We start from the raw sequence: 23014 nt of genomic DNA, 5'->3' as shown, positions 1-23014 counted from the left end.
ACTTTGAAGTTGTTAACCTTAAATGCACATGCTTGGATGGAAGAAAACCAGCACGATAAGCTAAAGCAACTGGCTGCTTTTATTGATGAACAGCAGTTTGATGTCATTGCTTTACAGGAAGTGAACCAGTCTATGGAAGAGGCTCCTTTGTCAGCGGACGATTTGGGCACTTACCATAGCGCAGATCCTGAAGTTGTCATTAAGCGTGATAACTATGCTTATGTGCTGAACGGGCTATTGTCTGATAGCTATCATTGGACGTGGGCTCCCGCGCATGTTGGTTTTGCCAAATACGACGAGGGGTTGGCGATTCTGTCGAAAACACCGATTACAGCTACGGTGAACGAATATGTTTCCTCGCTACAGGATTATGACAACTACCGCTCACGTAAAATTGTCGGTATTCAAACTGAGGTGGACGGAGTGCAGGCTTGGTTTGTAAGTGGACATTTTAACTGGTGGAATGATGAAGAATCCTTCCGTGGACTATGGGATCGTACAACCAAAGTGCTAAATTCTTTTGCTTCGACGCTTGTGTTTATGATGGGTGATTTCAACAACGCGGCTGAAGTGCGCGGAGAAGGGTATGACTATGTACTGCAATCCGGCTGGTCGGACACCTATCCGATTGCAGCAGTACGTGATGATGGCCACACGGTGATTAAAGCTATTGCTGGCTGGGAAAGTAATGCGGAGCCGCTCCGCATTGACTTTATCTTCTCCAACAAGGCTGCACAGGTACAATCCTCAACCGTTGTACTGAACGGAAAAACAGGACCAGTTGTATCGGATCATTTTGGGGTTGCAGTTGAGTTGGAGCTGTGATGAAAAAGGAGGCCATTTGCTTATGCAATTGGCCTTTTTCTTATAGATTTTGAATTGAAACGAATAACATATTGGATAACCATAGCAATCAACACCAAAATCAAATTGTAGTAAAAGGGAGTGTTGATGCTAAATCGTTCCATGAGTGCCCCTGCGATGATCGGAGACACAATGGCCCCCAATTCGGACAAAGATACGACATTGCCAATAAATGAGCTTCTATTCTCCTCAGGAATAACGTCCCCTAGTTGTGAGTAAAAGGAATCCAGATAGCTGGCTCCTCCTATACCTCCGATGAACATCCCTAAGTATACGATCCACGGTTCTGTGAACCAAAGAAATAAGATGATTTCCACCATGATCAACAATAGACCGAGGATACAAAGCATCAAGCGATCCTTAAATAGATCAGATATTTTGCCAATAAAGGGCGCTGAGATGAAGGTCGATATGCCGATAATTGTAAAAGCTAAGCTAATTTCTGCGGGGCTCCAATGGAGCTTGTAGGTTGCATATATGGAGAAGTACGTTAAAAATATAGCGAATGCACTCATTTCAAGAAAATGAACGGTAGAATAGACAAGTAACTGTTTCGTTAACATGGTTTTTCCTTTGGGTTCTAGATGGGGCGAATGCTGTTCTTGTGGCTTTAAGGGAGAACGGAGGAAAGTCATTCTTGAAACGGCAACGAAGGATATACATGAGAAAATAGCAACGAAATAAAACGGAATGGATAAAGAAAAATAAGAAACAATAGCTCCACTCATAAGAGGCCCCAAAATCATACCGGCGCCTTCACTGCTGCTGATATATCCATTGAGCGTACCTCGATTCTCTAGGGTGCTCATATGGTTGATCGTGACTCTTACAAAGACGGTTAGCCCTATAGCTACCAAGCCCTGAAGGAGTCTCAGTATGGATAGAATGATGAAACTTGTTGCAATTGGAAACAGGAGCATACAAGCGATTTCAGCAATAAGCAAGCTCAACCCCAAGCATTTTGCGCCAATCTTTTCATAAATTCGTCCTGCCAAGCCTCCACCAAGAAATCTCCCCACATAAAACAGAGAAAATAAAATGCTCATGCCGAGTACGGATATCCCGAATTGCTCTACATAAATAGCAAAGAGTGGAAGGATCATACTTCCACTCATGTTAGCAATAAGGCTGATCACGATCATACAGGCGATATTACGATTTAAGTATAAGTGTCTCACCATAACCTCGAAACCTCTCTTTGATCTTGCATCATGGGAACCGTTATTCGGATTGCACTTGATTACGGATAAACGGCTTCAAGTCGAGTTAGCGGGTTCCCATATAAGGTACGCGAGCGAGTTCCTCGCGGTGCCTAAATCCCAATGCAATGATGGAGGTATGAAGCGGCGGATGGAAGGAATCTTGATTAGAGCGGTGGTGTTGCCTTTAAGCTGGAAAGCCGCCTCCTGGTGGTGGCCAAGCTCCATAGATCCGGCGTAGCAGTACGATTTCACCCAAATGATATGAATTGTGGGAAGCGATATTCCGCAGCAGTCCTGCTTTCGTTTCACCTGGGAAATGAGCTAGTGAATCATCCAGTTGCGCGGTTTCGGCAATCTGCACAGCTTGATCTACGCCCTGTAAAAATTCGTTAATGACAGCCTGCCATGCCTCTTCGCTTTGCGGTCCAGTCTCTTCGGGCCAGCTTTCCATGACATTGCCCGGAAGCTGGGGCTTCCGTCCTTCCAAATGCTCCAGCATAAATTGCTGCCAGTAAATCATATGCTTCAGTAGTTGATAAATGCTGTAGGGCATTTCTGCATGTTTCTTCCCTGCCAGCTCAACGTCAATGTCTGGTAAAGCCCGAGCTACTCGAATATGTCCACGTTCCCCGACCAGTGATTTAACCAGTGCTTGACCGAATAATTGATTGGCATCCGACATGTATGATCATCCCTTCTATGGAGAGTTTGTTCTAGCTTAGTCTCATTTAACGATTATACAATTATATTTTATAAAATGTAAATGGATGCATGATTTAATGTAAAGGGTAGAAATGTTTTTAATAAAGTGGTTGATAATTGTTCTCGATTAAATTACAATAATATTGTTTCGATAGAAACAATAAACGACGGATGTATATGTTGTTTCGTACATGCGGAAATGTTAAGGGGAGCTTTCTGTATGTATATATTGTTTCGTGTGAAACAATTAGGTGGTGGAAATAAAGATTTTAGATAGGGGTGTGAACATGGATTACGAAGTGATTGTAGTAGGCGGCGGACCTGTTGGAATGTGGTTAGCTGCTGAGTTGGCATTAGCAAGCGTAAGCGTATGTGTAATTGAACGTTTAGAGGAGCCTAGTGGTCAGTCGCGTGCGCTTACGCTACATCCACGGACGCTTGAGATGTTTGATATGCGCGGATTGAAGGAGCGGTTTATGAAGTGCGGCAGACCTATACGTACGGGTCACTTTTCAATGCTGAATACCCGCTTGGATTTTTCTGTGCTTGATAGTTCTTCTAATTATACGTTGTTTATTCCACAGGTGATTACAGAGCAAGTGATCGAGGAGCATGCGCTCAAGCTGGGAGTTGTCGTCCATCGTGGCATGGAAGTGGTATCTGTGCGAGAGCACGAGCAGGGCGTAGAGGTGGTGAGTGTATGCGCATCTGGACCACAAGCCAATGTATCGGTAATGAATGCTGCTTATGTCGTAGGAGCGGATGGGGCTGGGAGTATCGTGCGTAAACAAGCCGGGATTGCTTTTCCGGGCACGGATACGACTCTGACCGCTGTATTGGCGGATGTAGAGTTAGCCAATCCGCCTGAAAGTGGCGTACATTCCGAATATAGTGAACGAGGTGGGGTGATGATTGCCCCCGTGTATCCAGATATTTATCGGGTTATTTTGACTACACCGCGAATGATGGAGATTCCGAAGGACGAACCTGTGACGCTGGAAGAAGTGCAGACAGGACTGTATGATCTGCTCGGTACAGATCTTGGCGTATCCAATCCTCGCTGGTTATCTCGATTCGGGAATGCAACGCGGCAGGCGCAGACCTATCGTAAAGGGAGAATCCTGCTAGCAGGTGATGCTGCGCATATCCACTTCCCGGCAGGTGGACAGGGAATGAATGTTGGCTTGCAAGAGGCGGCAAATCTGGGATGGAAGCTGGCCGGAGTGATTCGTGGCTGGGCTCCAGACACGCTGCTGAGTAGCTATCATGACGAACGTTATCCGGTTAATACGCAGTTCTTACGGAATACCGAGGTTCAGACCCGCTTATTGGACTTTACGCCTGCTGTATTGGCACACCGCCAATTGCATGAGGAATGGTTCCGCCATCCGGAAATTAATCAATCTATGGCAGAGCAGATTAGTGCACTGGATGTATGCTATCCAGCGGCTAGCAATATACCGCAGCATCCACTGAACGGGAAACGGTTTGCTGATTTTGAATTGCATTTGCCTGACGGAATGACAACGTATGCTTACGATCTTCTTCATGAAGGCCGCTTTGTACTTCTCCATCTTGCACAGGATAATGAGGTATCGAATGAGTTTCACCATAGCTCACTTTCACATATTTCATATGTGGAGGCCGTAGCCGAGGAAGTGCCCGTGGGATGGAGAGATGTGCATACGGTTCTCATCCGTCCGGATGGGTATATCGCTTGGGCCATTTCTATGAAACAAACGGATATATTGAGTGTGATTAAGGAAGGCATTGCCACATTGGTATAAAGGGGAAAGGGTATGTTCATAACATGACCATATTGTTTCTTGTGAAACAAATGTGGGCTATAATGAAAGGAGGAGTATGCCAAAGGAGTGACTACTTGTTCGTATGGAAAAGGCGACATCGGTTCAGCATGTCTATGATTTGCTTATTAAGATGAATCATCAGTGGGAGCAGCATCAGCAAAGAGAGAGCATGACCTTTCTCGAAGAAATCCGCGAGCACTTTGATGGAATGACTTCGCTCAATATGACGGATGTACACGTTATGGATTGTATCGGGCAGCATGAGCCGATTAATGTTACGACATTAGCGGATCGAATTGAGCTGAGCAAGGGTACAGTTTCGAAAGTCAGCACCAAGCTGCTCAAGGAAGGCTGGATTCGCAGAACCCAGCTTAACGACAACAAAAAAGAAATTTATTTTCGGTTAACCCCGTTGGGAAAAAAACTCTTTCTTGTACATGAGCGGCTGCATGCTGAGGTACAGCAGCAGTTATTTCAATTTTTAAATCGTTACAGCTCGGAAGAACTGAATGTCTTGAAACGTCTGCTGTCCGATGGTGTAGATCTCTTGGAAGCTATGGAGTGGCAGGGAAAGAGTCTGGATTAAAGGGATATCTAATCATCAACGATGGGCACCTGTTTTATCTCCGAGTAATAGATACATGAGGAGATGCAGGTGCGTTTTCTCTTAATGCAATAGTCGTTTTGCTTCCATATAGAGCACCTGTACGAACTTTTTCGTATTAATGCGGGCTTGGGACAGTGAAGGCTCCACATTGTTTTGTAGCTCCAGCATTTTTTTGCGGATTTCTGTAAAGTCAAAAAATTTGGATGCATAATTTTCAAATTTAGGATGGGTATAGTCAGTCAACCCGAGCGATACTATATGGCTTAGCGTCTGGAAAATAGCGCGGCGGACACGCTGCTCCGATGCTTTAATTTCCTTACTCAGCTCTACTGCTGAGGCTGAAGCCCCTAACCGTTTGGATGCTACATTAGCAAATATATCCTTCAACGGCGGGAACAGATAGGGAGACAGATTGCCTGTTTCCTCCTCATACTGGTCCAGAAATTCCAGCATGTCCAACAAATCCATACTCCCAGCTTCGCCGATCATTCCCATCTCGGAGAGCAGAAACTGCCCGGAAGTTACGATGTTTCGGGTCGGTTCAATCGTTGCCGTTGGGTTATTCGATGTGAACATCGACAACCCTTGAAGCGTCCGCTGGATATCCGTAATCGACTGCTGCATGCGCAGACGCTCAGCCACCTTATGAATAACTGCAATAATCTCCAGTCGATTCAAAGGCTTGGCCACATAATATTCAATACCGAGCGAGTACGCCTCGCCGATCATGTTTTTGGATTCGATGCGAGAAATCATAATGATTTTGCCGCTGAATTGATCGCCGAGTGCACGCACGGTCTGAATGCCGTCACGAAGCGGCATCAGCAAGTCAATTAGCAATACATCAATCCGGTTCAGCTCCAGCAGGCCGCTATTCACATAGGAACCATCCTCCGCTTCCCCGATGACTTCCCCTAGACCTTCGTCTTCAATAATGTCTGCCAGCATAGAACGAATCCCTTGATCGTCATCCACAATATAAAAACGCATCCGGGCTATCTTCCTTTCTCCGTCAGTTTCCGTAAAGGCAATGTAATTCTAAAAGTGGTCTGTAATCTATCTGTATTCTCTTCCTCAATCTGTTGTAGTTCAATCGTTCCTTCAAGGCTCTCCGCGACCTCACGTACATAAAACAATCCCATACCGGTCGACGGTTGTCCTTCCTCATCATACTTGGTCGTATACCCTGGTGTGAAGACCATTTCCCGTTTCCGCTGAGGAATACCCGGACCGTTGTCGGTAACACTAAAGGAAGCTATATCCTCTTTTCCCGGAAGACAGCGAATAGAAACGTCAATCCTTCCGTCGTCCCTCATGGCTTCAACCGCATTGGCTGTCAGGTTATTAATAAGTGTCAGAACGGTATAAACATGTAGCTTGGGCAACAAAGGATCGACATCTAGGGTAAAACGAATAGACTTGTCCAGTGATTGGGCGTACTTGCTGTTCGTTCGGATGATGAGCTCCCCAAGCTCTTGAGAAGCCATGTAATGCACTCCGCTTTCGGCATCAATCAGCTTGGACAAACCAGCAAAAATCCGCTGGCTGTCTTTTTTAATCTCGTGAACCTGTCCGGAAATACGAAGTGCCTGTCTGGCGTAATGTTCTCTATCCTTCAGAGATTCATCCTGTTGCAGTTCACGGTACAGCTCGTAGCTTTCACGAGTGATTTGTTCTGCATGTGACAGCGTTTTGCCTAACTGGACCGACTCCTCATACAAGTCTGATACAAGAAGTAAAATTCGCTCCGTCTGCTGTCTTTGTGCCTCTTCATGCTGGACCGATTGATTTAACCGAATCATATTATAAAACCCAAGCACGAAGAAGCTGCGGATCATAGCCATAAAAGCTACTTTACTGATCTTAATGATGTCCCAGAAATCGCCGTCAATACTCCACCGGACGCTAAGTTCCGACACACTTGCGGCAACCTCAATCCCTACAGAGAGGATACCCACACGGAGTGCGCGGTAAGGCTCAGCATTAATGTTAAGGAGCTGGAAGAGCAGACCGTAGACCATGTAATAAAAAAAGGTAGGGCCATGCAAGATCAGCAACTCTTCGAAGAGAAGACTGGACTGAGTGTAATGATTGAGTAAGATGCGAAAGGCGACTACCGCTATCCCTGCAAGCACTCCCGATAATGCAGGCGGAATATGACGAATAGATAACAGAAAGAAAAAAAATACAGGCGTACCAAAGCTGAGACGGAATGTATTAGCGAACGGGTGAATATTCAGCTCACCTGCGAGCGGTACAAATACAAGCATGAGCAGGAAAAGGAGCGTGTTCAACTTCATTCATATTCACCTCCTGGGTATTCAGTCAGAAAGGCAATGTGAGCTAAATTCACAGGCTCGTCGTTAAAGTTTGTGAATTTATAGAAAAAAATAAATGCAGCTGTAGATAATTGTCGGTTTTTATAGATCAGATTGTAGTATAAATAACATCATTTGAATATTAAGAACAGCATACTGCAAAAATATACAAATCAGCCAGGGGGGGACACGAAGTGAAAAAGATTAATTTGACGATGCAAATCTTTATCGGTCTGGCTTTAGGTATTATTATTGGTGCCTTATTTTACGGCAATTCAGGGGTGGAAGTCTACTTAAAGCCAATCGGCGATATTTTCATCCGCTTGATCAAGATGATTGTCGTGCCTATTGTGATCTCAACGCTCATTATCGGCGTTGCCGGCGTGGGCGATATGAAAAAACTAGGTAAACTTGGCGGAAAGTCCATTCTGTACTTTGAGATTGTAACGACAGTCGCCATCCTGTTCGGACTGCTTGTTGCCAACCTGGTTCGACCTGGTGACGGTGTGGACATGTCCCACCTGGCGAAGAGTGATATCCATTCCTATGTGGAGACTGCAGAGAAGTCAGGCCATAGCTTTATAGATACGATTGTGCATATTGTTCCTACCAATGTTATTCAAGCTCTGGGCGAGGGAGATATGCTCGCTATTATATTCTTCTCCGTACTGTTTGGACTAGGGGTAGCGGCGATTGGTGACAAGGGCAAGCCTGTGCTGAATTTCTTTGAAGGCGTAGCCGACGCCATGTTCTGGGTAACCAATCAGGTCATGCGCCTGGCTCCGTTCGGAGTATTTGCACTGATTGGAACGACAGTGGCCAAGTTTGGGTTGGCTTCATTATGGCCGTTATTGAAGCTTGTTTTGTCGGTGTACGGCTCCATGGCGCTGTTCATTGTGATTGTTTTCGGAATTATCGCCAAGCTGTGCGGTACCCGTCTCTGGACCATGATTAAAATTTTGAAAAGTGAGCTGTTGCTTGCATATTCGACGGCCAGTTCGGAAAGTGTTTTGCCTAAGATCATGGAGAAGATGGAGAAGTTCGGATGTCCTAAAGGAATTACGTCCTTTGTCATTCCGATTGGGTATTCTTTTAATCTGGACGGTTCCACCCTGTATCAGGCACTGGCTGCGATTTTCATTGCCCAAATGTATGGTATTGATCTGCCAATCACGACACAGATCACGCTGGTACTAGTATTAATTATTTCTTCCAAAGGTATTGCAGGTGTGCCGGGTGCTTCCTTTGTCGTTTTGCTCGCTACGCTTGGAGCAGTGAACCTCCCGCTGGAGGGTTTGGCTTTTATCGCTGGTATTGATCGCATTCTGGATATGGCGCGTACGGTAGTTAATGTATTAGGTAACTCGCTTGCCGCTGTGGTCATGTCCAAATGGGAAGGCCAATATGATAAAGAAAAGGGCGAGGAATACGTTGCTTCAATTAAATAAGATATAACGAACTGAATAGTTGACAGAAAGAGCACTTTTGCGCAGTAATGCAAAGGTGCCCTTTCTGTTTCCAGACTTGTTAGAATTCTTCCTTTTTCGACATTTTTCGATGTTTTCTGTATGGAATTATAGGTATATGGACATGAAAAATAAGTCTTAATGCCTATGTAATTAAAGATTTAATTATAATGATTCTTAATAAAATTCCGATATTAAATTATACCGTTTTATATATTGGCTTAGAAGGGAAGATCATATATGTTTCTCAAGAAAAATGAGTCTCAATCACTTGCTCCTTTAGTAGAAGAAAGCCGCAAACTTTCACAAAGAATACAGCAAAAAGATTACTCTGCTGCAATACAGGTTTCCTCAGCTTCTCCTGAGGTTCAAGAAATCGCAAACAATGTTAACCAAGCGATAGAGTCCATGAAAAATGATGCTCAACATGTTGATATCCGTTTGAAGCTTGTTACCAAGGCTATAGAGATTGGCTTATGGGACATGGAGGTCATTGCGGGTGATCCTGTCAATCCAAGTAATACGTTCACATGGTCAGAAGAATTCCGTTCTATGCTGGGGTATCAGAGCGAAAAGGACTTCCCTAATGTATTAGATAGCTGGTCATCTCGGCTGCATCCCGAAGATTATGACAGGTCTTTGGCAGAATTGTCTGATCATTTACTGGACTTTACGGGAAAGACCCCTTATGACGTACAGTATCGCTTGAGGCTGAAGCATGGAGAATATCGTTGGTTCCGGGCTACCGGAACGACGATCCGTGACCAGCAGGGAGTGCCGCTTCGGATTGCAGGCGCTCTGTTGGATGTGCACGATCAGAAGATTAAGTCTGAGGAGCTTCAGGCATTGGTTACAAGATACGATCTCATTAATCGTGTTTTGGTGGAGGCTCCTTACGATGTAAACATTATTGGAGGAGACATTGAGAATCCGGATAGTATATTTTGGTGGTCACCGCAATTCCGGGCTACGCTGGGCTTTAAGGATGAGCAAGATTTCCCAAGCAAGCTTAGCAGTTGGGCTTCAATTCTGTATCCTGAGGACGCCGAAATGGCGATTAAAGTTTTGAATGATCATTTAAATGATTATACAGGGCGCACACCTTATGAAATGGAATGTCGTTTGGTGCGTAAGAATGGTGAGCATCGCTGGTATTATTGCAGTGGAAAAACATTGCGCGATAGCAAGGGAGTGCCTATTCGGATTGCGGGTACCATTCGTGACATTACAATAGAAAAGGAAAAGCAGGCTATTGCGGATGAACTCACGCTCAAGATCCAGCATCTCTCCGATTCCATTACGGAAATGGTGAATGGTGTTAATTCGGTTAGTAACCAAGCGCAGGAGCTGGCTACGGCTCAGGAGCAATCGACAGAGGCAGCGAATCAAGCCAAAGTCAGTGCAGAAGAGACCCAAAACATCTCCAACTTCATTAAAGAGATTGCGAATCAAACGAATCTGTTGGGTCTGAATGCTGCCATTGAGGCATCACGTGCGGGCGAGCAGGGGCGGGGGTTTGCGGTAGTCGCAGATGAAGTGAGAAAACTTGCCATTCACAGTGCTGATGCGACCGGAAATATCGAGACCAGTCTGGACGAAATGAAGACACTCATTGAGCGGATTTTGCACAATATCGGTAATATGTCTACGCTGACACAAACACAAGCAGCGCTAACGCAGCAAGTGAATGCATCTACGGACGAGATCAACAGCATGTCCAAAGCTTTGTTGGATTTTGCGAGAACAATGTAAGGCTTCATGTAGAAATGAGGCCGGGCCTTAGGTTCGGTCTCTTTACTGTTTTTGGAAGATGAACTATACTTTTCGAGGATAGATCTAAAAGTCACCTCATAGTAACTTTATGTGGAAAAGAGGAATATACTTGAGCTTACTTAGTTCAATATTGGTCGGAATTGTAGCTCTGGAGCATGTGTACATTCTAATATTGGAAATGTTTCTGTGGACGACTCCGCGGGCGATGCGTACGTTCGGCACCTCGAAGGAGCTGGCGGAAGCAAGCAAATCCTTGGCTGCAAATCAGGGGCTGTACAACGGCTTCTTGGCAGCCGGATTGGTGTGGGGCTTGTTCTATCCGGAACCTGTGATCGGGCGGCAAATCCAATTATTCTTTGTCATTTGTGTGGTAGTGGCTGCGGTGTATGGTGCATTAACTGCCAATAAGTCTATTTTATTAAAGCAAGGCCTGCCTGCCATCCTGGCACTGATCAGTTTGTGGATACTCTGAAGACACCCTTACCGGGTGTCTTTTTTCTAGATTCGATCACATAATGTCTGGAATGCTAATGACAAGGGGAATAAACAGTTTTTGACCGATTGTAAATCCGACTATTCCGATTTATAATAAATTTATTACATATTAGGAGAACACGGGGGCTAGAGCGATGCGTCGTAATTTGACTGGTGTATTGGTATTCATTGTATTGATGTTGGTTGTAAGTGCATGCTCCGGCGGTAATTCTGGATCTACGTCTGAGACGAATGGAAATACGACTGGTGCAGCTACCACAACAGCTGATAACGGACAGCCTAAAGATGGTGGCAGCCTGATCATTGGCGTACAAGCTGATCCGGTGGTGCTGAATCCGAACTATGCGGGTGATCGGGTAAGTCTGACGATAGACCAGGCGATATTCGCACCATTATTTCAAGTGAACAATGGCAAAAAGACATTTTATTTGGCAGACAGTCTGACTCCTTCAGCAGACAAGCTGACGTATACACTAAAACTGAAAAAAAATCTGACTTGGCATGATGGAGAGAAGCTGACAGCTGACGATGTTGTTTTCACCATTAACAAAATTTTGGATGAGAAGCAGCACAGCTTTTTGAGAAGTAATTTTATGGTTAATGGCAAACCGGTTCAGGTAAGCAAGGTTGATGATACAACAGTGGATTTCAAGCTTCCTCAGCCAGCTCCTGCTTTTGAGGCAGCATTGGTACAGGTATCCCCGATTCCGAAGCACATTTTCGAGAATGAAGCGGATATTGAGAAAAGCACGAAAAACAACTCACCGATTGGATCAGGTCCTTTCAAATTTAAAGAGTACAAAACCGGTGAGTACGTTACACTTGAACGGTTCGATAACTATGTTGGTGGCAAGCCGCATTTGGATTCAGTAACATATCGGATTGTTAAAGATTCGAATGCTGCGAATTTGGCTCTTCAAAATGGTGAGATCAATGTAAACTATCTAGATCCGCAAAATGTGGAGACCATTAAAGCAACAGATAAGTTTGACATTTTCCCTTACAGCGAAGGTCGCTTGGCTTATCTGATGTTTAATGAAAACAGTGATACGAAGCAGTTGAACAAAAAAGAAGTGCGTCAGGCGCTCTCTTACGCGCTGAATCAGGATGAGTTGATTCAAGTTTCCTATGGCTCCAAGGATTACGCAGACACTGCGAAATCTGCTCTGACACAGGACGTACTGTATCACACGAACGACGTTGCATTTTTTAATAATGATGTGAACAAGGCAAAAGAGTTGCTGAAATCGGTTGGCGCTGAAGGACTGAAGCTGCGCATTATCATTCCGGGCGGCAACAAGGTACAGGAAGCACAAGCGCTCTATATCCAGCAGAAGTTCAAGGACATAGGCGTTCAGCTGGACGTGAACAGCATGGATTCCTCAGCTTGGTCGCAAAAATTTGTGGACACCAATGCCAAGGACTTCGACTTGGCGATCAGCGGCTATATCATGGGTTATGACCCGGACGCGTATCGTATTTTGTATAGCACCGGATCATCCTCCAACTATTCGCATTATTCAAATAAAGAAGTGGATAAGCTGCTGGAAGAGGGCGCGGGTGAGTCGGATACGACTAAACGTGGCGAAATTTATAAAAAGGTACAAGAGCTGCTGGCTAATGATGCAGTCATCTACCCGATTGCTTACACCAAGACTATTGTAGCCTTCGACAAGCAGTATGGCGGTATTGATCAGGCTGTGTTAAAGCCGGTTGTGATTTTCGAGGATTTGTCCAAAATTTATCACAAATAAGACAGGGTTTTCAAAAAATAAGCTGGGCTAACCAGCTTATTTTTTTCGAAAACAGCAAGGGGAAGGGAAACGTATGAGACAACTCATCGCCAGAAGGTTGCTGCAAGTTATACCGATGCTATTTTTTGTGTCCATCGTCTGCTTCGGCTTGATCAAGCTGGCTCCAGGTGATCCGGTTCTCTCTTTTGTTACACCGAATATGCATCTGGAAGACATTGAACGCATGAGGCATAGCTTGGGGCTGGACCAGCCCGCTTATGTGCAGTACATATTATGGCTTAAAAAGAGCCTAACGGGTGATCTCGGCTACTCGCTAATTAATCACCAGCCCGTGCTGGATCAGATTCTCGATCGTCTCCCGGCAACAGCCGGGTTAATGGGCGCATCCATCATACTGGCTGTGCTGATTGCCATTCCACTCGGTTTGACGGCTGCGGCTAATCGGAATCGCTGGATCGACAAGCTGATTAATCTGATGTCGTACATCGGCATTTCGGTTCCGCTGTTTTGGCTCGGTATTTTACTTATTTATTTGTTTGCGATTTATCTGCATTGGCTTCCGAGTACAGGGATGCGTACCATCGGTACGGACTCGGTGCTGGATGTGATCAAGCATGGAATCTTACCATGTTTTGTACTGGCCTTCGGTTTTCTGTCTGTGTATGTGAGGTACATTCGTTCCAGCACAATTACGCAGCTCAAGGAAGAGTACGTGCAGATTCAATACGCGTTCGGGTCTGGAAGAGGACTGGTTTTGTTTCGACATGTGCTCAAGCATGTGCTGCTGCCCATCATTACGCTACTCGGAATGTCGGTTGCGGACCTAGTGGCTGGAGCCATTGTGACGGAGACGGTATTTTCCTGGCCGGGCATTGGCTCGCTGGGCATGACGGCGGTGAAAGGGATGGATTATCCCGTCATCATGGGGATTACTTTATTTTCTGCTCTGCTGCTGATCCTGGGTAATCTGCTTGCGGATATCTTGTACAGCATTGCGGACCCGAGAATTAAATCAACGAGGTGAATTCATGAATCGGAGCAAATGGCGCAACATCGGGATCGAGCTGATGACGAGCAAAATGGGCGCCGTCGCACTCATACTATTGATCGTATTCTCGCTGGGGGCGATTTTCGCATTTTTATCGCCACAGGACCCGAATAAGCTGAACGTGCTGGAGCGTCTCCAGCCACCGGGAGCGGCACACTGGTTTGGGACGGATGATTATGGGCGGGACTATTTTACAAGAGCACTGTACGGCGGACGTGTATCATTGCTGGTAGGCTTCGCGTCCATGATTATTGCGACCAGTATTGGTGCAGTGGTAGGGATTGTGAGTGGATATTTTGGAGGCTGGATCGATAATCTGCTTATGCGGGTTTTGGAGCTGATCATGTCGATTCCGTCTTTCTTGGTTATTTTGCTACTGAGTGTATTTTTGAAGCCGGGCGTCGGCAATATCATTGTCATTATCGCCCTGCTCATGTGGATGAACATTGCCCGGGTGGTCCGTGCAGAAACGATGACGTTGCGCGAACGGGAGTATGTACTATACGCCAAAGCTTCGGGACAAAGTACGTTTGGTATTATTGTGAAGCATATTGTACCGAATCTAATTCCAGTAATTATCGTAGGGGCGACGAACAATATCGCTTCAGCGATTATGATGGAATCGTCACTGAGCTTTCTCGGCTTTGGTGTTCAGCTGCCGAACGCTACGTGGGGGAGTATGCTGAATAATGCCCAAGGATATATTGCACAGGCCCCATATATGGCATTATTCCCGGGTCTGCTTATTTTACTGACCGTGTTAAGCTTTAATGTTTTGGGTGATGTGCTGCGTGTAGGCTTTGAACCCAAATTAGTAAAACGATGATTCATAGTTTCATAGATTCATAGTACAGGCCCATTACAAATGGCTCCAGGAGCGACAGGAAGGAGCGAAATCACAATGACAGAACATCTACTGTCCGTCGAACAGCTGGAGGTCTCCTTTTTCACTCGTGAAGGGGAAAATCAGGCAGTTCGAGGGGTTAGTTTTCATATTGATGCTGGAGAAACGGTAGGAATCGTAGGAGAATCCGGGAGCGGCAAAAGTGTGACAGCGAAAGCGATCATGTCGATGATTGCACCACCCGGTAAGCGGCTGAATGGCGATATCCGTTACCGGGGACAAAGTCTGACCGCTCTGACGGAAAAGCAATGGCGCAAAATACGTGGAAACCAGATTGCGATGGTCTTTCAGGACCCAATGACCTCACTGAATCCGGTCAAAAAGGTTGGCTATCACCTGGTCGAGGTAATTCGCAGACATCGAGGACTGAGCAAGGAAGCGGCTACGCAAGCAGCTGTAGAACTGCTGCGACAAGTAGGCATTACCGAGCCGGAGCGCCGAATGAACCAATACCCGCATCAATTCAGCGGCGGGATGCGCCAGCGGGTGATGATTGCTATGGCGCTCTCGTGCAGCCCGGAGCTGCTGATTGCAGATGAGCCGACTACAGCGCTGGACGTAACGATTCAGGCGCAAATCTTGGAACTGCTCAAGACGCTGAAGCAGCAATCCGACATGTCGATTGCTCTAATCACCCATGATCTGGGCGTCGTCGCCCAGGTGTGCAGCCGTGTCATCGTCATGTACGGCGGCATGGTGATGGAGGAGGGACGCGTGGACGATATCTTTTATCGTCCGGGCCACCCGTATACGCAGGGCCTGCTGCGCTCTGTGCCCCAGCGTACGAACGGCTTCCGAGAGCGGCTGGTGCCGATTGAGGGCACGCCGCCGGACCTGCTGAACCCGCCATCGGGCTGTCCGTTCATGGAACGGTGCCCGCACGCGTTTGCCCGCTGTGTGGAGCGGCCGCCGATGGTAGAGCTGCGACCGGATCAGCGAGCAGCCTGCTGGTTGAACGAGCCAGACGCCGTGCCTGCTGGAGTCTACGAGACGCCCGAAGCGGGCCATGCAGAGGAGGGGAATGACGGTGAGTGAAGCACATAATGTATTGGGCGAGCATCAGCCCTTGGTAGAGGTACACCAGCTTAAGAAGCATTTTGTGACCGCAAAGGATTTGTTAGGGCGTAGCTCTGAGATACTCAAGGCGGTGGATGGCGTGAGCTTTCAAATCAAGCGTGGCGAGACGTTCGGACTGGTCGGTGAGTCAGGGAGTGGGAAATCGACGGTTGGACGCTGTCTGACGCGGTTATACGATTATACAGAAGGTACGGTACGCTTTGACGGCCAGGATATTTCCAAGCTGAACGATAAACAGCTCAAGCCGCTGCGTCGGCGCATTCAGAGCATTTTTCAGGACCCATATTCCTCTCTTAATCCGGGTATGAACGTGCTTGACCTGATCGGTGAGCCGATGGATATTCACAGATTGCATCAGGGGAGTGAGCGTAAGGATGCCGTAGTGGCTTTACTGGAGAAGGTAGGGCTGAAGCGAGAGCATCTGTACCGCTATTCGCATGAATTTAGCGGCGGACAACGCCAGCGGATTTCCATCGCTCGTGCCCTGTCCGTGAACCCCGAGTTCATCGTCTGTGACGAGCCGATTTCGGCACTCGATGTGTCCATCCAGGCGCAGGTCATTAACACGCTGGAGGATCTCCAGCAGGAGTTCGGGCTGACGTACCTGTTCATCGCCCATGACTTGTCGATGGTGCGGCATATTTCAGACCGAATCGGTGTGATGTACCATGGGCGACTGGTAGAAGTAGCTGATGCAGATGAATTGTATGAGCAGCCCGCTCATCCTTATACGCAGGCGCTGTTGTCCTCTATCCCTGTGCCTGATCCGAGAGCAGTCGGAGAGCGCGAGGGACTGGGGGGAAGCTTGGCCCAACCAGACGGTTCATTAGTATGGGACAAGGATAACAACAGTGCAACCGAGCTGAGAGAAATCAGTCCCGGCCATTATGTAGCATACCCGGTTAACCGTTAGGGTTAAGATCGGTTGTACGATGTGCATGACCCAAAGGAGGCAAAAAACGATGACTGAATCGACGAAAAGAGTACGTATTTCCCAATGGGACGCGCTCTTGCTGGAATCATTACGCTCTTTAGGCTGGTCCCAAGAGGAATTAATCCGTCGGGTGCAGCAAAATGAGCTGCCAACGGACGGACCATCCGATTTTGATTATACAGAGCTTGTCACTGGGCTGGCGTCCCAAGAACCGGAGGTGTTTGTCAGCGCGGTAACGGACGGATATCAGATCAAGTACAATACGATCCGGGGCATTCGTTCGTGGATTGCCGTTGCGTTCGGGCGGGAGCCTGAGCTGTCACTGGAGGAAGGAAGCGAAGCCGTTACATCCGAACTGACGAAGGCTGAGTATGATCGGCTAGAACGGGTACTTTCATTAGGCTGGGTCATCCAGGAAGTACGTCCCGCGGCTGGCGAGACTTCAGGATTATACCGAATTGTACCTGCTTCACAGACGCATTAAATCCTGGGGATGAAGTAATATACTTTACCAGAAATTGAAACGAGCTGACCGTGGAGGCCAGCTCGTTTTTTAATGCAATCCTTCTTCATCTTTTTTATTCAGCATAACCAGACTATTGTGAATGATTCGTGTCATGCAGTAAAAGAAGGCCATTCTGGTGGTTTGCATAATAGCTCCCAACAACATGGACATCGATTCCATGTGGGAGAAATGTAAGATAAGAATCGGGTTAATAATTCCTTCACCAAACCAGACAAAATATAGCGGAACAATCATCTTTTGAATATAACGAGCTTTACGCTCCAATTCGGGGTGGAGCGCAAAGTACCTATAAATATGGGTGAATGTATTGGAGAATCCCCACAAGTTAATAAAAGGAATCATGCGAGCAATGGCTCCCACGGTACGAATCGGATAATCGGAATGTTTTTGCCGGATGGCTTTATGTACTTGAACTAGCCAGATCAGATAGGTTACAAAACACATGTAGTACAGAACAAAGCTAAAGACTGTAAATTTTTGCTCCAATTCGTATAGATGATCATAATAAAAATCATTTGCGTAAATATACACTAACGTAAAAATAAGGATAATAAATTCACCTATAGTGCCCACCGCTAGCAAGGCTTGGTGTACGCTGCCAGCTGTCTTGGATGGAAATGCTTTGGAATCTGATTCATTCAAGATGTACTTCCTCCCAGTCTAGTTGCTTCAAATACACGATAGCATCCTCCAGTGTTTCTACGGGGATAATGCGCAGCTTGAGTCCATGTTCCTTTTGGACTCGGGCAGCCTCTGCTTCGTTGCCTTCCTCCCCATACCATTCATAATCTGCCGGTACGAAAAATAGATCAACCTTTGCCGCCTCGGCTCCCAGCAGTTTTTGCTCCAGCCCACCGACCGATCCGACATCCCCGTATTCTTCCATCGTGCCAGTGCCTGCAATTTTGTGACGTCCGCCATCTGAAAAGTCGATGTTATTGGCTTCCTCATACAGTCCGATGCCTGTCATCAGACCCAAGGAATTCCCCGCAAGATCCTGCAAATGAGTCAATAGCTCCGCATAGCGAGCATCCTCCAATTTGCTAAGATTCGAGAAAGTTGTTGAATCACCACCTGTTTCGCTGTCTACACTTAATTCCGTCGCTGCATGTACAGCTTGCATAGCAGAATATTTTAGCGTGTCCGTCTCTGAAAGGTCCTTCAAATAAGAGTCCACTTCATCAGGGGCAATGGGTTCAAACTTAATCGCACCCCCGGATACATTTTCACTGGAGTATACATTCCAACGCTCCAGGAGATTGTTAGCAATACCCGTTTGAACAGACGCAAAAAACACGCTTCCCTGAACGCCAAGATCTTTGACCGGATGCATTTCTCCTTGCAAAATATACTGTGCAGGCATAGGCCGTGTTCCAATAAAGGCGGCGATAGCCGGGATCAGCAGCAGCGCGAAAATGAGTATACGTTCTTTGTTAATGCCAAATATCTTTTTGAGGAGATATGGATTACGGCTTGGCACCTCATTCACAACCTTTCCAACTGTTCTCATACGGATATCATCGGTTGAAAAGATTAGAAAGGTTACATTTTTCACCATAAATGACCGATAAGAGTATAGTAGTATACATATTTTTAACGCTCTGCCAGATCACCGACGCTCTTTTTTTATGCTATATTTTATACATAAGGAAAATTAGAGAGCTGAGGTGCAGCATGACATCAATGACTATTGTCGAATCATCCGTCAAACCAGGATTAATGGCTTTTCAGGCAAGCACTGAAGATCAGGCTGAGGTTCAGGAGTTAATTTTAAAGACGGCCAGATGGCTGTATAGCAAAGGCTCCACACAATGGGGACGCTTACTAAAAGGAAAAGATGATCACAACCTAGGCGGCGCTATTGCACGCGGAGAAGTGATTATTTTCCGAGCATCAGAGGATCATGGCTTGGCTGGCGCAGTGATCTTGCAGCAGCAGCCCAGTGCATGGGACCGTAAGTTGTGGGAATTAGACGAAACGGATTCTGAAGGAGGAACCTCCGTATATCTGCATCGTTTGGTTGTGAATCGCGATAACACTGGGAAGGGACTGGGCAGTGAGCTCATGCAGTGGATTGAGCAAGGCATCCGCTTCGCAGGCAAGGATCGAATCCGTTTAGACTGTATTGCGGGCAATGAAAAACTTAGCGAGTTTTACAGACAATGCGGTTATACGTATATAGGCGAAACGAACGGCTATAATACTTTTGAAAAGATGCTAATAAAGATTTAGAAAACTGAATTATAGCTCAAGGAATACGAAAGAAGGAAGCAGGTGATCTGCATTCTTCTTTTTTTGTTGTGCAGCCTTTACTTTCCCTTGATCGCTGTCATATCAGAGCCCTCCAAAAGATGAAAATTATATAAAAATGAAAATGGGGATATCGTGTCTCCCCCTTCTACATATGATGATAGGGAAAGTTTTGTAAACGCTTCAAAAAAAGGATGACATACAACCATGCGAAGCTACAGGAGGCGGTTAAAGTGGACGATTACATGAGCTGGATAAAGATTGGATTTTTCCTCATCGTTCTGTTTTTACTTGCAGCGGCATGCAGTACCTCTCCCAAAATAGAGAACACAGACGGGCAAAAAGTGCGGCTTACGATGCAGGCTTGGGGTAATCCTGCGGAGGTAAAGGTGTATCAGCGGGCACTGGATGCATTTGAAAAGGAAAACCCGAATATCGAGGTTAAGCTGGTGCCTGTACCGGGAGACCAATATGAGCAAAAGCTGTTGACACAGCTTCAGGGAAGTCGCGGCCCGGATGTGTTTTATTCGTATGAACCGACGATTACGCGTTTGATTGGGGCGAAGCAGGTACAGCCTTTGGGTGAGTTTTTAAAAAGTGATGCGAGTGATGTGAAGGCTGAGGATTTTCCAGAAGGATTGTGGGGACCGGCAAAGCGTGATGGGGAAATCTATGGGGTCACTCCCGACTCAAACCCGATGGTCATGTATTACAACAAAAAGGTATTCAAGGAAGCAGGCGTGAAGACGCCGCAAGAATACTATGACGAAGGCAAGTGGAACTGGGATGCCTTTGAGGAGGTTACATCTAAGCTGAAGGCAGCTGGAAAGCAGGGTTATATTGCGGAAAACTGGTGGGCTCACTGGTATTCATGGGTGTGGTCGAATGGCGGTCAGATTTTTGATGAACAAGGCAAATATGTGCTGGACCACAATGAAAAGGGCAAGGAAGCCTTCAGTTTTATGTACGATATGGTGAAAAAGGGAAATGCGGTATATCTCGGCTCGCTTCCCAAAGGGCAAGAGGCTGACGCGATGTTCATGTCCAATCAAGTCGGTATGCTGGCGGCGGGAAGATGGCTGGAACCCTTGTTTAGTCAAAATAAAAGCCTCGACTTTGATTATATCTACTGGCCTTCCAACACTGGTAAAAATGAACCTGTCGCCATACCAGTTGCCTACGTAGCTGTGAACAAAAATAGTCCGCATGTGCAAGAGGCCATGAAGCTGGCAGCATTTTACGTCTCTGTGAAGGGGCAGGAGGCGCGGCTGGTTGAAGGTGGGAATGCTATGGGCACGCTTGCTGCCGCAGATAAGAGCATTATGAAAAAGGCGACCATTGAGCACTCAAGCTATTTGACCGAGGGACGTGACATAGGGCATGCTCATGGATCTGCATTGGCCTTTGATGCTCAGGTGCCGGGGTTGAACTCGGATATCACGGAAACCATTGATCTGATGTTTCTGGGCAAGCAGGATGCTGCGGCAACTATTGAAAAGTTGAATCAGATCATATCCAAGGCGGTCAAGTAGGCACGGGATGACCCGTGGCCGGGGAGGAAGGTGACCAGATGCAGAAAAAGCATCAAGCGCTGTGGGGGCCTTATAAACAAGCAAGGAACGTCGATATTTTTAATGGTCATGAGATTACCAATCTTCCCGTGAGCAGAAATTATATTAATAACCTGCTTGAGGTATACTCAGATGATGTATTGCCGTGAATATTATGAATCATCAGAGAGGCATGCCCAAATGAATGGAGGGTGCCGCGAAACAGCTAATTTACAGCTGATTTGCGACACCCTCTTTTAGTTGTCCGGACGGAAATGTACTCGTATTTCATGCTGTTTACGTCATCAACATACTATCTACGCCAGTCCATTGAAGTTTCTTCTGTACTATTTGTTAATCTAGACACAACAGAAGAAACGATTGACTCATATTCAAAACTACGAAAGGAGAATGCGAGTGAAATAGACTTTTACGTTATGACGTCTTGGCAATCACTCAGGGCGAGGTGCGGCTGGCCCAAGCCCAATTGAGCAGAGCCAATTCAGCGCTACCTCATGCAGCACGTTGATGTTGTCTACCTGACAGTGTTCTAATCCGCCAAGTCGTCTATCCTCTATCGGGAAGAACGTCTTGTTTTTCGAACCCGCTTGCTCATAATTTTTCAAGGCTTGTGTCAGCGGATTTGGCTGAACCAATATCTCTTCCGCTCCGTGCATTACAAGAAGCGGACATTCTATCTGGTGGAGCACGCCCTCAAGATCATAGGCAAAACGCGGATTACCCGCAAAGTCCTCCAAGCTTTTTGCCCCCAGAATTCTCATGCCATGTGCGGCCAGACTCGATGGCATCCATTTAAGCATTGCATCCCAATCAAAGGCGTGCGTACCGCCGTCGGAGATGACGGCAGCAATCCTGTGATCGAACGAAGCGAATCGCAAAGAGTCGTAAGCTGCAAAACTCTCACCGTGCACGATAATCTTATCGGGATCGACTTCCGGCCGCGTTAGAAGAAAGTCGATTGCTCGGGAATGGAAAGCCTCACTGTCCGCTCGTCTTCCTTTTCCCTTTTCGTACAGCGAGAGGCCGGTGCCAGGCTGGTCATAGACCAGAAAGTTATATCCACACGAAATAAAAGCGGGACCTAGCCAGAAATAGTTTTCAATGGACCACTCGTCGCCACCGTTGAGAGCAAAAAGGGTCGGCTTCGGACCTTTTATCCAGGAAGGGGAGAAGAAGTAACCATCCAGCTTGACATCTTCGTAATCGATTTGGATCTTCTCCGGTTGGACATCGAAGTACTTTCCGGCAGCTTCGAAGAGTTCATTTACTTTCTTAAATACACGGATTTTCTCGGTGTCATCATCCATCACCGAATATTCCGCAATTCTGTAGTAATTGCAGGCACGAATGTAGCAGTTTCGTGCTGTATACCAGTTTCCAGCCGTTTCGGCCTCCTTGCCGTGTCTTTCCAATGCCTGAGCCGTTATGAGCCATTCCCTGTGCCACGTGTCCTTGTCATCGGGGTCGATTTTTTTGCAGGCCTCGTAGATCTCGGTGACGTCCGTAGCACCGAGGCTTGCCATACCTAAAGCTTTGGTGACTTGGTATGACATCATGTAGTGATTGGGCCAACGGCTGAACTCAATTGACATTGTAACATCCTCCTTTTCCAGTTCTAGTGATTGTAGTTTTTTTTACTACAAGTAATTTTTACAACACAAAGATAAAGCTTCGTTAAAAGAAAAATAAATGTTTGTAAAGAGAATATAAAAAAC

22 protein-coding genes are annotated in these 23014 nt (G+C 46.5%); 15 read left to right on the top strand and 7 right to left on the bottom strand.

The window, feature by feature from the left end; genetic code table 11:
• The first annotated feature begins 3 nt into the window (after nt 1-3).
• Nucleotides 4-825, top strand: a complete 822-nt coding sequence (locus ACEN8J_RS20950; protein WP_495593919.1) for an endonuclease/exonuclease/phosphatase family protein — start codon at nt 4-6, stop codon at nt 823-825.
• A gap of 20 nt (nt 826-845) precedes the next feature.
• On the opposite strand, the gene ACEN8J_RS20945 is transcribed toward ACEN8J_RS20950, so the two are convergent.
• Nucleotides 846-2045, bottom strand: a complete 1200-nt coding sequence (locus ACEN8J_RS20945; RefSeq protein WP_495593918.1) for an MFS transporter — start codon at nt 2043-2045, stop codon at nt 846-848.
• A gap of 205 nt (nt 2046-2250) precedes the next feature.
• Nucleotides 2251-2748, bottom strand: a complete 498-nt coding sequence (locus ACEN8J_RS20940; RefSeq protein WP_165149284.1) for a DinB family protein — start codon at nt 2746-2748, stop codon at nt 2251-2253.
• 307 nt (nt 2749-3055) lie between these two features.
• On the opposite strand from ACEN8J_RS20940, the gene ACEN8J_RS20935 reads away from it, so the two are divergent.
• Both ACEN8J_RS20935 and ACEN8J_RS20930 read left to right on the top strand, forming a co-directional pair.
• Complete coding sequence (locus ACEN8J_RS20935) at nt 3056-4555, top strand: monooxygenase (protein ID WP_165149282.1); 1500 nt, start codon at nt 3056-3058, stop codon at nt 4553-4555.
• Nucleotides 4556-4658: 103 nt separating this feature from the next.
• Nucleotides 4659-5162, top strand: coding sequence for a MarR family transcriptional regulator (locus ACEN8J_RS20930; protein ID WP_495593917.1), 504 nt, complete (start codon nt 4659-4661; stop codon nt 5160-5162).
• Nucleotides 5163-5243: 81 nt separating this feature from the next.
• Here the strand turns inward: ACEN8J_RS20930 and ACEN8J_RS20925 are convergent, their stop codons facing one another.
• Together ACEN8J_RS20925 and ACEN8J_RS20920 are read right to left on the bottom strand one after the other, a co-directional pair.
• On the bottom strand, nt 5244-6173 hold the full coding sequence (locus tag ACEN8J_RS20925; protein ID WP_013308322.1) for a response regulator: 930 nt from the start codon (nt 6171-6173) through the stop codon (nt 5244-5246).
• 5 nt (nt 6174-6178) lie between these two features.
• Nucleotides 6179-7483: a sensor histidine kinase gene (locus tag ACEN8J_RS20920; RefSeq protein WP_029516894.1), complete on the bottom strand. Its 1305-nt coding sequence runs from the start codon at nt 7481-7483 to the stop codon at nt 6179-6181.
• A gap of 212 nt (nt 7484-7695) precedes the next feature.
• Here ACEN8J_RS20920 and ACEN8J_RS20915 point away from each other — a divergent pair, with 212 nt between their 5' ends.
• The 9 genes from ACEN8J_RS20915 (at nt 7696) to ACEN8J_RS20875 (ending at nt 17436) form a co-directional block, all read left to right on the top strand.
• Nucleotides 7696-8949: a cation:dicarboxylate symporter family transporter gene (locus tag ACEN8J_RS20915; protein ID WP_069010145.1), complete on the top strand. Its 1254-nt coding sequence runs from the start codon at nt 7696-7698 to the stop codon at nt 8947-8949.
• A 258-nt stretch (nt 8950-9207) separates the two neighbouring features.
• The gene (locus tag ACEN8J_RS20910; RefSeq protein ID WP_318628165.1) at nt 9208-10719 is read left to right on the top strand and encodes a methyl-accepting chemotaxis protein; all 1512 of its coding nucleotides are present in this window, start codon (nt 9208-9210) and stop codon (nt 10717-10719) included.
• A gap of 130 nt (nt 10720-10849) precedes the next feature.
• Nucleotides 10850-11212 (top strand): DUF1304 domain-containing protein, encoded by a 363-nt coding sequence (locus ACEN8J_RS20905; RefSeq protein WP_013308326.1) that lies wholly within the window; start codon nt 10850-10852, stop codon nt 11210-11212.
• Between the two features lie 157 nt (nt 11213-11369).
• Nucleotides 11370-12989 (top strand): ABC transporter substrate-binding protein, encoded by a 1620-nt coding sequence (locus ACEN8J_RS20900; RefSeq protein ID WP_318628166.1) that lies wholly within the window; start codon nt 11370-11372, stop codon nt 12987-12989.
• A 73-nt stretch (nt 12990-13062) separates the two neighbouring features.
• On the top strand, nt 13063-14013 hold the full coding sequence (locus ACEN8J_RS20895; RefSeq protein ID WP_165149273.1) for an ABC transporter permease: 951 nt from the start codon (nt 13063-13065) through the stop codon (nt 14011-14013).
• A gap of 4 nt (nt 14014-14017) precedes the next feature.
• Nucleotides 14018-14863, top strand: coding sequence for an ABC transporter permease (locus ACEN8J_RS20890; RefSeq protein WP_165149271.1), 846 nt, complete (start codon nt 14018-14020; stop codon nt 14861-14863).
• Between the two features lie 75 nt (nt 14864-14938).
• On the top strand, nt 14939-15976 hold the full coding sequence (locus ACEN8J_RS20885; protein WP_165149269.1) for an ABC transporter ATP-binding protein: 1038 nt from the start codon (nt 14939-14941) through the stop codon (nt 15974-15976).
• A complete protein-coding gene (locus ACEN8J_RS20880; protein WP_318628167.1) occupies nt 15963-16931 on the top strand; it encodes an ABC transporter ATP-binding protein in 969 nt (322 codons plus the stop codon). The genes ACEN8J_RS20885 and ACEN8J_RS20880 overlap by 14 nt, the downstream gene beginning before the upstream one ends.
• A 49-nt stretch (nt 16932-16980) precedes the next feature.
• On the top strand, nt 16981-17436 hold the full coding sequence (locus tag ACEN8J_RS20875; protein ID WP_340931187.1) for a hypothetical protein: 456 nt from the start codon (nt 16981-16983) through the stop codon (nt 17434-17436).
• Between the two features lie 69 nt (nt 17437-17505).
• On the opposite strand, the gene ACEN8J_RS20870 is transcribed toward ACEN8J_RS20875, so the two are convergent.
• Together ACEN8J_RS20870 and ACEN8J_RS20865 are read right to left on the bottom strand one after the other, a co-directional pair.
• On the bottom strand, nt 17506-18120 hold the full coding sequence (locus ACEN8J_RS20870; protein WP_340931188.1) for a hypothetical protein: 615 nt from the start codon (nt 18118-18120) through the stop codon (nt 17506-17508).
• On the bottom strand, nt 18113-18988 hold the full coding sequence (locus ACEN8J_RS20865; protein ID WP_029516883.1) for a S16 family serine protease: 876 nt from the start codon (nt 18986-18988) through the stop codon (nt 18113-18115). Before ACEN8J_RS20865 ends, ACEN8J_RS20870 begins: the two co-directional genes overlap by 8 nt.
• A gap of 164 nt (nt 18989-19152) precedes the next feature.
• Here ACEN8J_RS20865 and ACEN8J_RS20860 point away from each other — a divergent pair, with 164 nt between their 5' ends.
• The 3 genes from ACEN8J_RS20860 to ACEN8J_RS20850 all read left to right on the top strand — a co-directional run bounded on the left by ACEN8J_RS20860 (nt 19153) and on the right by ACEN8J_RS20850 (nt 21448).
• On the top strand, nt 19153-19710 hold the full coding sequence (locus ACEN8J_RS20860; RefSeq protein ID WP_340931191.1) for a GNAT family N-acetyltransferase: 558 nt from the start codon (nt 19153-19155) through the stop codon (nt 19708-19710).
• A gap of 251 nt (nt 19711-19961) precedes the next feature.
• Nucleotides 19962-21260, top strand: coding sequence for an ABC transporter substrate-binding protein (locus ACEN8J_RS20855; protein WP_495593916.1), 1299 nt, complete (start codon nt 19962-19964; stop codon nt 21258-21260).
• 38 nt (nt 21261-21298) lie between these two features.
• On the top strand, nt 21299-21448 hold the full coding sequence (locus tag ACEN8J_RS20850) for a hypothetical protein (RefSeq protein WP_322252990.1): 150 nt from the start codon (nt 21299-21301) through the stop codon (nt 21446-21448).
• A gap of 282 nt (nt 21449-21730) precedes the next feature.
• Here the strand turns inward: ACEN8J_RS20850 and ACEN8J_RS20845 are convergent, their stop codons facing one another.
• Nucleotides 21731-22891, bottom strand: a complete 1161-nt coding sequence (locus ACEN8J_RS20845) for an alpha/beta hydrolase family protein (RefSeq protein WP_307353774.1) — start codon at nt 22889-22891, stop codon at nt 21731-21733.
• Between the last annotated feature and the right edge of the window lie 123 nt (nt 22892-23014).

It is taken from the genome of Paenibacillus sp. Paensp38 (genome assembly GCF_059491915.1).
Note: the sequence above shows the minus strand (reverse complement) of the source record. Positions and strands in the feature narration are given on the sequence as shown.